Source organism: Rhodococcus sp. T7, assembly GCF_009872365.1.
Taxonomy (GTDB): Bacteria; Actinomycetota; Actinomycetes; order Mycobacteriales; family Mycobacteriaceae; genus Rhodococcus_F.
The window spans coordinates 52119-65212 of record NZ_WXYH01000143.1; the positions used below are offsets into that span (position 1 = coordinate 52119).

The 13094-nt window shown below is 68.9% G+C and carries 9 protein-coding genes and 1 pseudogene; 4 read left to right on the forward strand and 6 right to left on the reverse strand.

The features are described 5' to 3' along the window. Together MLGJGCBP_RS16320 and MLGJGCBP_RS16325 are read left to right on the forward strand one after the other, a co-directional pair. Positions 1 to 993, forward strand: coding sequence for a transketolase family protein (locus MLGJGCBP_RS16320; protein WP_160096900.1), 993 nt, complete (start codon positions 1 to 3; stop codon positions 991 to 993). Positions 994 to 1109: 116 nt separating this feature from the next. Next, a complete protein-coding gene (locus tag MLGJGCBP_RS16325) occupies positions 1110 to 1760 on the forward strand; it encodes a GntR family transcriptional regulator (protein ID WP_160096902.1) in 651 nt (216 codons plus the stop codon). 56 nt (positions 1761 to 1816) lie between these two features. Here MLGJGCBP_RS16325 and MLGJGCBP_RS16330 read toward each other — a convergent pair whose 3' ends face one another. Next, positions 1817 to 2917, reverse strand: coding sequence for a C45 family autoproteolytic acyltransferase/hydolase (locus tag MLGJGCBP_RS16330; protein WP_160096904.1), 1101 nt, complete (start codon positions 2915 to 2917; stop codon positions 1817 to 1819). A gap of 49 nt (positions 2918 to 2966) precedes the next feature. After that, positions 2967 to 4397, reverse strand: a complete 1431-nt coding sequence (locus MLGJGCBP_RS16335) for a purine-cytosine permease family protein (RefSeq protein WP_160096906.1) — start codon at positions 4395 to 4397, stop codon at positions 2967 to 2969. 163 nt (positions 4398 to 4560) lie between these two features. Here MLGJGCBP_RS16335 and MLGJGCBP_RS16340 point away from each other — a divergent pair, with 163 nt between their 5' ends. Then, complete coding sequence (locus tag MLGJGCBP_RS16340) at positions 4561 to 5586, forward strand: LacI family DNA-binding transcriptional regulator (protein WP_160096908.1); 1026 nt, start codon at positions 4561 to 4563, stop codon at positions 5584 to 5586. Between the two features lie 131 nt (positions 5587 to 5717). Beyond that, entirely contained in the window at positions 5718 to 8972 is a 3255-nt protein-coding gene (locus tag MLGJGCBP_RS16345; RefSeq protein WP_160096910.1) for a protein kinase domain-containing protein, read from the forward strand. Here the strand turns inward: MLGJGCBP_RS16345 and MLGJGCBP_RS16350 are convergent. The 4 genes and pseudogenes from MLGJGCBP_RS16350 to MLGJGCBP_RS16365 form a co-directional block, all read right to left on the reverse strand. Then, positions 8969 to 10191: pseudogene (locus MLGJGCBP_RS16350) on the reverse strand (MFS transporter). The gene MLGJGCBP_RS16345 and the pseudogene MLGJGCBP_RS16350 overlap by 4 nt on opposite strands. Before the next feature lie 111 nt (positions 10192 to 10302). After that, positions 10303 to 11154 carry an amidohydrolase family protein gene (locus MLGJGCBP_RS16355; RefSeq protein ID WP_160096912.1) on the reverse strand — a complete coding sequence of 284 codons (852 nt, stop codon included), beginning with the start codon at positions 11152 to 11154 and terminating at the stop codon, positions 10303 to 10305. Positions 11155 to 11185: 31 nt separating this feature from the next. Beyond that, positions 11186 to 12166, reverse strand: coding sequence for a 4,5-dihydroxyphthalate decarboxylase (locus MLGJGCBP_RS16360; protein WP_160096914.1), 981 nt, complete (start codon positions 12164 to 12166; stop codon positions 11186 to 11188). A 35-nt stretch (positions 12167 to 12201) separates the two neighbouring features. Beyond that, positions 12202 to 13083 carry a hypothetical protein gene (locus MLGJGCBP_RS16365; RefSeq protein WP_160096916.1) on the reverse strand — a complete coding sequence of 294 codons (882 nt, stop codon included), beginning with the start codon at positions 13081 to 13083 and terminating at the stop codon, positions 12202 to 12204. Positions 13084 to 13094: the final 11 nt, after the last annotated feature.

Consider the following 13094-nt stretch of genomic DNA (forward strand, 5'->3'; position numbering starts at 1 on the left):
ATGACCACCGCCAGCAAGCCGAAGCTCAAGACCTCGGCCATGATCGCCTCGTTCGTCGACGAGGGACAGAAGACCGCGTCCGCCCCGTTCGGGCATGCCCTCACACAGGCTGCCCGGGAGAACGACAAGATCGTCGGGCTGTCTGCCGACCTCGCCAAGTACACGGACATGCACATCTTCGCGCAGGAGTTCCCCGACCGGTTCTTCCAGATGGGGATGGCCGAGCAACTCCTGCTCGGGGCCGCCGCCGGGATGGCCGAAATCGGGCTGGTGCCGTTCGCGTCCACGTACTCGGTGTTCGCGGCGCGCCGCGCCTACGACTTCCTGTGCCTCGACATCGCCGAACCCAACCTCAACGTCAACATCATCGGCGGACTCCCCGGCCTGACCACCGGATACGGGCCCAGTCATCAGGCGACCGAGGACATGGCCATCTTCCGCGGGATTCCCAACCTCACCATCGTCGACCCGTGCGACTCCATCGACATCGAGCAGGCCGTCCCGCAACTCGCCGCGTCCGACGGTCCCACGTACCTGCGGCTGCTGCGAGGGAAGGTCGCGACCGTGCTCGACGAGTACGACTACACGTTCGAGCTGGGCAAGGCCAAGGTGCTCCGCGGCGGCAACGACGTCGTCTTCGTCACCAGCGGGCTGATGACGATGCGCGCGCTGCAGGCCGCCGATCGGCTGGCCGGGCACAACGTCGACGTGGCCGTCGTGCACACGCCGACGATCAAACCGTTCGACGCCGCGACCGTCCTGGCCGAGATCGACACCGACCGCCTGGTGGTCACCCTTGAGAACCACACCGTGATCGGCGGACTCTTCGAAACCGTGGCGTCCGCCGTCGTCACGGCCGGACTCGGCAAGCGCATCGTGCCGATCGCCCTCCCGGACGAGTTCCTCGACGCCGGCGCACTTCCCACCCTGCACGAGCGGTACGGCCTGAGCACCGACCGGATCGTCGCCAAGGTGCTGGGCGAACTGGCATGACCTGCACGTACGGCCCGCACCGCGGGTCGGGGGGTGGGGGCCGTACGATGGCTGTCAACAGATTTCTGTCAACAGATCGCTGTCGACAGTTGATCGCCGACCCCACGGAGGCACCCATGGCCGGACAACCCGCCGCACTGCTCGGACTGGAGAAGACCAGCCTCCGCCAGCAGGCCGTCGCCGCCCTGCGGGTCGCGATCACCAGCGGGGAACTGGCGCCGAGCAGCCCGCTGGTGGAGACGGAACTGTCCGAGATGCTGCAGATCAGCCGCGGGACGCTCCGTGAGGCGATGCGGCAACTCCAGCAAGAGGGCCTGATCTCCGCCGGCGCGCGGGGGCGCCTGTACGTGCGGCACCTCGATTCCAAGGAGATCCGCGACATCTTCGCCGTCCGCGCCGCCCTCGAGGCACTGGCGGTCCGGGAACTCGCCGGCCTGGCCGACCGCACCACCGCCATCGCGGAACTGCGCGCGGCCCTCGACGTCATGGACACCGCGGTCCTCGAGGCCCGCATCGAGGCCGACCTGAATTTCCACCGCACCATGTGTTCGCTGACCGGCAACGACACACTCCTGCACTCCTGGATCTCCCTCGAAGGGTCCATCCGGATGTCGATCATGTTCGCCGGCCTCGACCGCGCCGTCGGCAACATGGACGTCGGCCGGCACAGTGCCATCGTCGACGCCATCGAAACCGGCGACGCCGACGAGGCGGCCAAAGCGATTCAGGCTCACATGGACTGGGCCTCCGCGAATCTGGTTGCCTGACCCCCACGTGAGTGGCAAAGAGTACGGGAACACTCTTTGCCACTCACGTGCCCGGGTCACGTGAAGGGCGTAGCGGCGGCGTCGAGGGTCGTCCACGGCCGTCGGCGGGCGTCGATCGGCGTGCCGGCGAGGATGCGGGCACGCCGGTGTTCGGGTTCGAGCAGCACCGTCGACAGGGTGGCCCAGCGCTGACCGAAGACCGCGTCCGGCGCGGGGACGCAGCACAGCTGGGGCTGTCCGGGGTCGGAGTACAGGTATTCGACGAGGTGATCGGCGACGGCCGGTGCCGCGTACCGCTGCTGCCGGGAGGCGATCAGCCCGTAGCGGTCCTGCGAGTCGGGCTCGTACAGGCCGGCCTTCTCGCGGGCGGCGTTGACCGGGTCGAGAAAGTGGTTGGTGTGCGTCAGGTACCCGTCGGTCGGGTGCAGGGCGGCGACGCCGACGGGGCTGACCTCGGCGCAGGCGACGGTGTCGGGGTCGATCAGCGTCAGCGCGCCCGAGGTCGCGATCGGCGCCGAGCGCAGCAGATCGAGGGCCTCGCCGACGGTTCCGGCTTCACCGAGGACCGCCGCCGACAAGATGTGCACGGGCACCCCCGCCGGTGCGTCGTCGCGGTGGCCGAGGATGTTGAAGAACACGCCGAGACCGGCGCTGTTCACCCCGATCTTGCCGAGGATGCCGTGCTCGGTCAGCCCGACGTAGGCGTGGGAGGTTCCGCGCACCTGATGGGTGTGCCAGTACGGGTCGAGTTCCTGATGCCAGTCCCAGGTTTGGATCCCGAACGGCGCCGACGCCCGATCCGCGGGTGCGTAGGCGATGGTGGAACACTCGCCGGGGCGGGTCGCGGTGGCCTGGGACAGGATCTCCGTGCGGCCGTTCAACGCCATCACGTGCCAGGGTTCGAGCCCGGCGCCGGCAGCGATGCCCTCGATCTCCTCGAGGTACCGGGGGCCCCACGCCCCCAGGACATCCGCGAGACGGTGGGCGCTGTCGCGGGTCCGGTTCTCGCTCACCCCGACCGTATCGAACAGGCGCAGATACAGTTCCACGGATGCGGGGAGGTCGGTGCGCAGCTGGGTGCCGCGGGCGAAACCGCGTTCGCGCGACCGGGTGTCGTCGACGCAGACGTGAGGGCGGGCAGCGGTGAATTCGGTCATGGTCGTCCTAGTTATCCAGATGGTGTGAATAAAGCTGTGGAGCAATTGATCACGGGCGCGTTCGGTATGAGCGCATCAGCACGACGTACAGCGCCGCGGAGACGAGCAACCCGACCGGCAGTGAGAGGTCCACGCCGCCGACCGCGTTCGCGACGGGTCCGGTGAAGACGGGGGCGGCGACGCAGAGCGCGGCCGCGGCGATGCCGGTGAAGACGGCGACCGTTCCTGCCCAATTGATCCCGCCGCTGTACCAGTAGGGGCTGCTGCTGGTTTCGTCGCCGAGTCCGAGGCCGTCGTAGCGGTTGCGGCGCCACAGGACGTCGGCGACGTAGACGGCCATCACGGGACCCATCACGGTCACGACGAGCTGCATCATGTTGCTGACGGTGTCGAGGAAATTGGAGACGAGCAGGGCGTACAGCGTCATGGCGACGCCCATCGAGCCGTCGAGGAGGACGCTGCGCGAGCGGCGCAGGCGCAGCCCGACCGACTGCAGCGCGAGCCCGGAACTGTAGGCGGTCATCGCGTTGTTGGCGATGGTGCCGACGATGACGGCGAGCAGGAAGATCGGCGTGAACCACGACGGCAGGACGGCCTCGAGCGCGCTCTGCGGGTCGGCCATGTCGAGTCCGGTGCCCGCGAGTGCGCCGAGTGCGGTGAACAACACGCTGGGGACGAACGCGCCGAGCGCGGTCCAGACGGTGACCGACACCGGCGACGTGGTCGCAGGCAGGTAGCGGGCGAAGTCCGCGCTGTTGGTGTACGACAGCGGGGCCGACGCCACGATGGACACACCCGCGGCCACCGTCGCCCACAGTCCGATCCCGTGGAGCGCCTCCGCCGGCTGGTAACCCCAGTCGGCATTCCCGACGACGTAGCCGGCCATCACCACGAAGATCAGGATCAGCACGACGGCCAGCGGCTGGTAGAGCCGCACAATCGTCGCGTGCCCGTACACGCCGATGGCCAGCGTGGCGGCGGCGATCGCCAGGATGACGACGACCTTCACCGGGGTGGTCGCTTGGATGCCGAACCGTTCGAGGAGCCGGAACGCCGTGTACGACGCGGCCGCCCAGTTCAGCGCCAGGTAGCAGACGCTGATGAACCAGCTGGTCACGAGGATGTTCACCCGGTTGCCGCGGATGCCGAAGATCGCCCGGGTGATCACCTCGCTGGGTGTGCCTGACGCCGGTCCGCTGGCGGCGACGATCCCGGTGAGGATCGAGAACAGGTTGCCGACGACGATCACCGCGAGCGCCTGCCAGAACGACAGGCCCATCAGGATCAGTGCGCCGCCGACGACCAGGGCCAGGTAGCTCACGTTGGGCGCCGCCCACACGGCGAACAGGTCCCGGGCGCGGCCGTGCCGCTCGCTGTCCGGGATGAAGTCGATGCCGTGCGTCTCCACCTGCCCGGCACGGTCGGCGGGCGGCGTCGGGTCGGGTTTCACCCCGCGGGAGTCTGCTCGAGTCGATGCCATGGGGTCCTCCGGGTAGATGAGCACGGATGTGTGCGGCTGGTGGCGCAATCGCCGATCTGGCGTGACCCGGGTCACCGTACGGAACCAAATCGATTTGGACAAGAGAGTCGTGCGCAATTTACAAATCGATTTGGTGCAGGTCGGGTATTGGTAGCCTGAACCGGTGACGGAGAAGCGATCGCGGCCCACCATCGCCGACGTGGCACGGCACGCCGGGGTGTCGACCACCACGGTGTCGCACACGTTCAGCGGCAAAGGGGTCGTCGCCGCCGCGACGCGGGAGCGGGTCCGCGCGACCGCGAAGTCCCTGGGCTACCGGCCCGACGTCGTGGCGAGGGGACTGCGGAGCAACCGCCTGGGCATCCTCGCCCTCGTGCTCCGGCCCCTCGAGACGCTGGATTCTTCGCTCCCCGAGGGCGTCGACTACTTCCTGCGGTTCGCGGGTTCGGCGGCGCTGGCCGCGATGGATTTCGGCTACGGACTCATGCTGGTGTCGGACCCGACGCGTGAAGAGTCACCGGCCGCCGCCCTCGCCTGCGACGGGTTCCTGATCACGGAACCCGTCACCGACGACCCCCTCATCGAGATGCTTCTCGGGGAAGGCGTGCCGTTCCTGTCCGTCGGCAAGGATCCGGCGCGGGCCGCGTACGACAACTGGATCGACACCGACACCGAACTCATGACCGACCTGGTGCTGCGGCACCTCGACGACGCAGGGGCGACACGAGTGGCCCTCGTCGCCGGAACCGACCCCAACTCGTGGAACCTCGGCGCCGAGGCCGCCTACCGCGCCTGGGCGGCGGTGCGCGGTCAGGACCCGATGGTCGTCCACCGGCCCGAGACCACCGGGGAGTCCGGTGGCCGCGACGCCGCCGACGAACTCTTCGACCGCAGCGACCCGCCCGACGCGGTGTACTGCCTCACCGGCAGGCACGCGGCCGGCGTGCTCACGCGAGTCCGGGAACGCGGACTCGACGTTCCCGGCGACGTCCAGATCGTCGGCGGCTCCGACTCGGAGCACACCCGATCCGCGACGCCCCCCATCACCTCGGTGGACCTGCAACCCGAATTCCTTGCCCGCGTTGCCGTCACACAGCTCGTCAACCGCCTCGACAACCTCGACCGGCCCGTGCCGCCGGGGAAACTCCACGGACGCCTCATCGTGCGGAACTCCACCCGGACGCCCTGATTCGACGGATGGCAGCGATATCCTTGTGGGCACGCCATCGAGAGGCGAGTCCACGGTTGTATCTGCGCTCCGGTCGTGCCGTCGGAACCAGCGCGCGGCAGCACGAGCCGACGGGGTGAGTGGTCCGTCCGATGGGTGAAGGTGATCCGCTCGACACGCAGCGGTACGTCGTCCCCGTCGTGGCGTCGGAGCTGAGTGCGGCCGGTTTCGACGACGCAGAGGAGATCGGGCGCGGCGGTTTCGGCGTCGTCTACCGATGTGCCCAGGCAGACCTCGATCGCACGGTGGCGGTGAAGGTGCTCACTGTCGATCTCGACGAGGAGAACCGGGCCCGGTTCTTCCGGGAGCAGCGGGCGATGGGCCGGCTCACCGGTCACCCGAACATCGTGGGCGTATTGCAGGTCGGCGCCACCGACAGCGGTGTTCCGTACATCGTGATGCCGTATCACCCGCACGGGTCGCTGGAGGCCCGGGTCCGCACGGACGGTCCCCTCGAACTGGACGAGGTGTTGCGGCTGGGGGTGAAGATGGCCGGCGCGGTGGAGACGGCGCATCGGCTGGGGATCCTGCACCGCGACGTCAAACCCGCGAACATTCTGCTCTCCGATTACGGCGAACCGGAGTTGACGGACTTCGGCATCGCCCACATCAGCGGCGGTTTCGAGACCGCGACCGGGGCAGTCACCGGGTCGCCCGCCTACACCGCACCGGAGGTCCTCCAAGGCGACCCGCCGAGCCCGGCCGCCGACGTCTACGGCCTCGGGGCCACGCTGTTCAGCGCCCTGACCGGCCACGCCGCATTCGAACGCCGCAGCGGCGAGCAGGTGGTCGCGCAGTTCCTGCGGATCACCACCCAACCCGTGCCGGACCTGCGGGAGCACGGAATTCCCGACGACGTCTCCGACGTGATCGCCCGGGCGATGTCCCGCACTCCCGGCGAACGTCCGGCGACGGCCGCCGACTTAGGCGAGGAACTGCGGCGGATCCAACTCGATCGCGGTCTTTCCGTCGACGACATGGCCCTCCGCACGGAACCCGACGCACAGGTCCACGACCGAGGGCACGGACCGCGCGGCACCACACCATCGAGCAGTGTGACGGGACACCTCCTACTGGAGCTGACGAGTTTCGTCGGCCGCAGGCACGAGCTCACCGAGGCGAAGAACCTGCTCGCCGGGTCGCGGCTGGTGACGTTGACCGGAATCGGCGGCGTCGGCAAGACCCGGCTGGCAATGCGGGTCGCCGCGGCCGTGCAGCGCGAGTACGACGACGGAGTCCGGCTGGTCGAGTTGGGCGAACTACGCGACGGGTCCACGCTGGTCGACGCGGTGGCCGCCGCGGTGGGGGTGCGGGACCATTCGTCGCGGCCGCTGCGCGACGTGCTGATCGAGTTCCTCGCCTCCAGGGAACTGCTGCTGGTCCTCGACAACTGCGAGCACCTGGTGGACGCGGTGGCGGGGCTGACCGAGACGCTCTTGCAGGTGTGCCCGGCGCTGCGGGTCCTGGCGACCAGCCGCGAATCCCTCGGCATCGGCGGGGAAGCGGTGCTGCAGGTGCCGCCGTTAGCCGTGCCGGAGCCCGACCGGAAGCCGTCGCTGCGGGGATTGCCCAAATACGACGCGGTGACCCTGTTCGCCGAACGCGCCGCCGCCGCGGTTCCCGGATTTGCGCTGACCGAGGACAACGCGGCGGCGGTGGCCGGGATCTGCCACCGCCTCGACGGGTTGCCGTTGCCGATCGAACTGGCCGCCGCCCGGTTGCGGGCGATGTCGCCCGAGCAGATCCTCGAGCGGCTGACCGACCGCTACACACTCCTGACCCGCGGCAGCCGCGGCGCGCCGACGCGGCAGCAGACCCTGCGGTTGTCCATCGACTGGAGTTTCGAACTGTGCACCGCCCGTGAGCAACTGATATGGGGACGGCTGGCGGTGTTCGCCGGCAGCGTCGAACTCGATGCCGCCGAGCAGGTCTGCGGCGACGGACTGGGTCCGGACGAGCTGCTGGACACGCTGACCTCCCTGGTGGAGAAGTCGATCCTGATCCGGGAGGGGCACGGGCCGGTGGTGCGGTTCCGGATGCTCGAGACCCTCCGCGCGTACGGCTACGAGAAACTCGGGCAGACCGGCGAGACCGTGACTTTGCGTCGCCGTCACCGGGATTGGTACGAGGCGCTGGCGCTGGGGGCGGAGGCCGAGTGGATCAGCGCCCGGCAGTTGGACTGGATCGCCCGCCTGAAGCGGGAGCAACCGAACCTCCGTGAGGCGCTGGAGTTCTGCCTCGACGACGATCCCGCCGCCGGCCTGCGCACCTCCTCCGCACTCCGCTGGTTCTGGACCTCCCAGGGTCTCTACAGCGAGGGGCGGCGCTGGTTCTCCGACCTACTGGCCCGCTACCCCGGAGAACCGACGGTCGACCGGATCAGGGCGCTGTACTGCGCCAGCGTGATGGCCAACGTGCAGGGCGATCTCGAGTCCGGGGCCGCACTCGTGGCGGAGGCCCGGAACCTCACCGCGCACACGAGCGACCCCACGATGCGCGCGTTCGTCTCCTTCGCCGACGGAACGCTGGCCCTCTACAGTGGGGACCTCCCAGACGCATGCACGCACCTCGAAACTGCACTCGCGGAGTTCAGCACACGCAGGGATCGCACACTGGAGACGAACGTGCTCTATCTTCTCGGGTTGGCCTACGGACTGTCCGGCCAGACCGAGCGAGCCGTCGAACGACACGAGCGGGTCCTCGCGATCACGGAAAAGTACGGCGAGAAGATGTACCGATCGCATTCGCTGTGGGCCTTGGGAATTGCGGTGTGGCGACAGGGCGCCGCCGATCGCGCAGTGCGGTTCCTCGAGGAATCGCTGGAGCTGTCGCGGCAGGTGCACAGCCCCCGCTTCGCCGCAGCGGCCGTCGAAGCTCTGGCCTGGATCGCGTGTGAGAGACGAGACCCGACTCGGGCCGCGGTGCTGATGGGAGCCGCGCAGTGGCTGGCGAGGTCGGTGGGCAGTGCCGCGGTGATCCATTCCGATCTGATTGTCTACCAGACGGAATTCGCCGAGAGGGCCCGGCAGGAACTCGGGGACAAAGCGTTCGCGGCGGCCCACCGCAAGGGTGAACAGCTCGGCTTCGACGCGGCCATCGCCTACGCCTTCCACGAAGCGCAGCCCGGCACCTCCACACCGGCCACCGACGCGCCGACGCGACTGACCAAAAGGGAACGCCAAGTCGCCGACCTCATCGCCGAAGGCCTGACCAATCAGGCCATCGCCGACCGCCTGGTGATCTCACCGCGCACCGCCCAGGGCCACGTGGAGCACATCCTGGCCAAGCTGGGTTTCACCTCCCGCACCCAGGTCGCGGCCTGGGTCGTGGAGCAGGCGCACGACTAGAGTCGGCTGCCGGGGTTTCTCAGACACAGCGCGCCGGTAGCTGCGGCGATCAGGCAGGCGACCGCCCCGAGAAGCAGTCCCGCGCGGCCGCCCCACTGCTCGCACACCCATCCGGTGATGGGCCCGCCGACCGCGGTGGATCCGATGAATGCCATGCCGAACAGGGCCATGACCCGTCCGCGTTTGTCCGGTGCGGCCGCGAGTTGCAGTGTGCTGTTCGTCGTCGAGTTGAACGCGACACTGCATGCTCCGACGCAGGCCATGACGACCAGCATGACCCACAGATTGGGGGCGGCGGCAGCGACGAGGAGAACGGCTCCGAACGCCGTCGCACTGATGACGAGCGGCCCGGTTCCGGTCCGGCCCCAGGTTGCGACGGCGAGCCCGCTCACGACGGATCCCGCTCCCATCGCGGCGGTGATGAAGCCGTATGCGCCCGGTCCGGCGTCGAGGGTCTGGTCGGCGATCACCGGCAGGACCACGGGGAATTCGAGGGCGAAACAACCGACCAGCGCCATCATGGTCAGCGGTACGGTCAGTTCCGAGGACTGCCGGACGTACGCGAGGCCTTCGCGGAGCTGACCGCGAGCCCGGGTCGTCGGCGGGGACGGATTGAGCTGCGAGACATCGAGGATGAGCAGGGAGATCACGACCGCAACGAAACTCGCGGCGTTGAGAAGGAAACACAGACCGACACCGCCGGCGGCGATGACGAGTCCGGCGACGGCGGGACCGACCATGCGGGCCGTGGAGGTGAGCACCGATTGCAGGCTGACGGCGTTGCGCAGTTGCTCGGCCCCGACCATCTCGAGCAGAAACGATTGGCGCGTCGGCGTTTCGAAGCACTGGTTCAGGCCGAGCACGAGCGCGAGAACGTAGACGTGCCAGAGGTGGACCGTCCCGGTGACGGTGAGGATTCCGAGGGCCAGTGCCTGCATCCCCATCAGGGTTGCAGGGCGATCATCAGGCGCCGCTTGTCGACCCGATCGGCAACGACGCCGCCATACGGGGCGACGAGGAGCATCGGCACGGTCTGCAACGCCATCACCGCACCGATTGCGGTGGCGGAGCCGGAAAGTTCGAGGACGAGCCACGATTGGGCGATGGTCTGCATCCACTTGCCGGCCTGCGAGATCGTCTGGCCGGTGATGTAACGGCGGAAGTTGGTGGTGCGCAGTGACGCGAAGGTTTGTCCGCGGAGGCCGGAGAGGACGGTCATCGGCGTGGTTTCCTCCCTTCCATCGGCGATCCTGGACATGCCGGTCGGCCGGGTGTTCGGCTCGAAGGAACCGAACACCCGGCAGGACCCGCGGTTTCTCGCGAGAAGTACCTATCCGGCCAGGCCGGGGTACAGCCGTCGTGCCGTGCCCGCGAAGATTTCCCGGCGTTCGGGCTCGGGAACCTCGGCCAGCACCTCCTGCGCGAGGGCGACGAGTTCGGGCAGCGACTTTTCCGCGGCGGGAAGGTTCGAGCCCCACGCGATCCGGTTCGCTCCGAAACTTTCGAGCACCGGATCGAGGAAACCTGCGGCCTTCGTGCCTGCGTCGTGCAGGCGTTCGAGGTTGCGGTGGGTCAGCTTGAGGTGCAGGGCGGGGTGAACGGCCAACTCCGCCACCGTCTCACCGGCATCGGTGGGTGAGGCGGCGATGTCGGGGTACCCCATGTGGTCGAGCAGCACGCGGACCTTCGGGAACCGGCGCAACAGCAGGTGCAGTTGCTCGGTCGCCGGACCGAGCCGCATCTGCAGGCACACTGTGACGCCGAGTTCGGTGGCCTTGTCCCAGAAGGGATACGTCTCCGGCGCGGCGAACCACTCGCCCTGGGTGGGTACCGTGCTGCCGCTGGTGAACAGCCGGACTCCGGCGAGGCCGGTTTCGCCGACCGCCGACTCCAGGTTGTCGGCGGCGTCCGGCCGCAACGGATCCACCGTGCCCACCACGATGAACCGGTCCGGCCGCTGCGCCCGGCTGTCGAGGACGTAGGAGTTGTCGTAGCCGTAGGCGGTTGTCGCCTGTACCAGTACGGCCTGGCCGATCCCGGCTTCGTCCATGCGCTCGACCATGCCGTCGGCGGTGACCGGGCGGGTGGTCGCCCAACTTGACTGGGTTCCGCCGATCGGGGCCCGGGGGTAGCGGGTCACGTCGTCGGAGATGATGTGGCAGTGGGTGTCGACGATGTCCAAGGTCTGCACCTTTCTCGTTCGGTGGGCTGGCTCAGGCGTCCGGGTAGTCGCCCTTGGCGAACACCTGGTGGGGATCGGTGGAGAAGTCCGGGTCGAGGAGACCCTGGTCCCGGGAGTACTTCACGAGCGCGCGCACACTCGCGTCGTTGGCATCGAGACCGTAGGGGATCGGATCGCTCTGGATCTGCTTGGCCTGCTCGCCCAGTCGCGGCAGCGCCGACCACTGCGGATCGGCCTCGATCTGACGGCGCTTGCTCTCGGCGAATGCGGCGTACAGGGCGGTGGGCAACCCCGGGTCGCGGTCGACGAGTTCGCTGCGGATCGCGATCACCGAGTGCAGCGGATAGATCCCGGTGCGCAGATACCAGTCGGTGGCGAGCACCTCGTGGTCGGGGAACAGCGGGTACGGCCCGTCCTCGACCGCGGGTTGCTCGGCCGCCGCCGACCACCCGGCTCGCGGCGCCCCCGCGCGTCCGGTGCCGGCGTTGCCGCTGAATGCGGCGTCGATCTCGCCTGCCCGCAGCAACTCGCCGAGCGAGCGGCCGTCGGTGACGCGTTCGACGTTCGCGGGGGCACGGCCTTCGATGTGGTCGTCGTCGTCCACGACCCACTGCACGGTGTCGATGTCGAGGCCGTACTCGTCGCGCAGGATGCCGCGCATCCACACCCCGGTGGTCACCGTGTACGCGCGGACACCGATCCGCTTACCTCTGAGGTCGGCGGGGAAGCGGATTCCCGACGCCGAACCGCACTGCACGTCGGCGTGGTGGAAGCGGCGGTTGAGGAAGACGGGGATACCGGTGAGCGGAACCCCGGCCTGCAACGCCATCAGATAGGAGGTCGGCGCGAGTTCGCACACGTCGAACTCGAGATCGCGGATCATCCGGCGGTATGCGCCGATGATCGGGCTGACCTCGACCGGCTTCACCTCGTAGCCGTTCACCGGGACGTCGCCGCCCAGCAGGGCCTGCACGTGCTGGTAGTCGCCGAGTGCGACCGAGAGCGTGTTCATGTTCAGCCTTTCGTATTCCAGAAGGAGCGAGTGGTTCAGCCGCCGAGCCGGGACGCGGTCACCCCGAGCGCGGCGCAGGTGCGATCGACCAGTTCGTCGAACTCGACGCGGCGCGGCAGCACCCCCTGCTCGTAGGCGTAGCGGGCGGCGTCGGTGACGGGCCCGCGCAGCCCGTCGAACCCGACGGGGCTCAGGTTCACCGGACCCGCTGCGGGAGCGGCGGTCGCGGCGGCCTCGGCCAGCGCGTCGTACACCGCGAGTACGGCCTTCGGGTCCTCGTCGGCGGCCGCCGCGCTGAACCCCACCACGTGGTTGATCGGGGCGAAACCCTTGCGCGCGGCCCATTCGGCGGCGACCGCGAGCGCGTTGGGAATGGCGGTGCGGATCCGGTCGTCGGAGGGCAGTTCGTTGCCCATGATCCCGTAGTCGAGCCGGCCTTCGAGGAAGTCGGCCTGCAGTCTGGCGCCCTCGGGGGCGCGCTCGACCCACTCCGGGTCGGTGGCCCCGTCGACGTGCCCGCCCTCGTACGTGTGCCAGTTCACTTCGGACAGATCGAGGCCGTACTGCTCGCTGAGGAACCCGCGCAGCCACACCCCGGTGGTCTGGCTCCACGAGCGCACGCCGACGCTCCGGCCCCGCACACCTTCGACGCCCAGTTCGCCCAGAGTCACCAGGGTCTGATGCTGGTACCGGCCGAGCATGGTGATCGGCAGCAGCGCCACCGGCTTGTCGTACGCGGCCGCCTGCAGCAGCGTCACCACGGCCAGCTCGCACACATCCGCCGACGCGTCGTTCACGAAACCGCGCGATGCCTTGTGCACCGGCCGGATGTCGACACGCTCGGGCGTGGCACCGGCGGCCGCGGCCCCCTCGACGGCCACGGCAGCGAGATCGTCTCTGCCCAATACGATTTTCATTGACGAGTCCT

Excerpts from the sequence above, each read along its gene's own strand:
- MLGJGCBP_RS16365 (WP_160096916.1), bottom strand. The coding sequence starts at position 13,083 with ATGAAAATCGTATTGGGCAGAGACGATCTCGCTGCCGTGGCCGTCGAG.
- MLGJGCBP_RS16330 (WP_160096904.1), bottom strand. The coding sequence starts at position 2,917 with ATGACCGAATTCACCGCTGCCCGCCCTCACGTCTGCGTCGACGACACC.
- MLGJGCBP_RS16360 (WP_160096914.1), bottom strand. The coding sequence starts at position 12,166 with ATGAACACGCTCTCGGTCGCACTCGGCGACTACCAGCACGTGCAGGCC.
- MLGJGCBP_RS16325 (WP_160096902.1), top strand. The coding sequence starts at position 1,110 with ATGGCCGGACAACCCGCCGCACTGCTCGGACTGGAGAAGACCAGCCTC.
- MLGJGCBP_RS16320 (WP_160096900.1), top strand. The coding sequence starts at position 1 with ATGACCACCGCCAGCAAGCCGAAGCTCAAGACCTCGGCCATGATCGCC.
- MLGJGCBP_RS16345 (WP_160096910.1), top strand. The coding sequence starts at position 5,718 with ATGGGTGAAGGTGATCCGCTCGACACGCAGCGGTACGTCGTCCCCGTC.
- MLGJGCBP_RS16335 (WP_160096906.1), bottom strand. The coding sequence starts at position 4,397 with ATGGCATCGACTCGAGCAGACTCCCGCGGGGTGAAACCCGACCCGACG.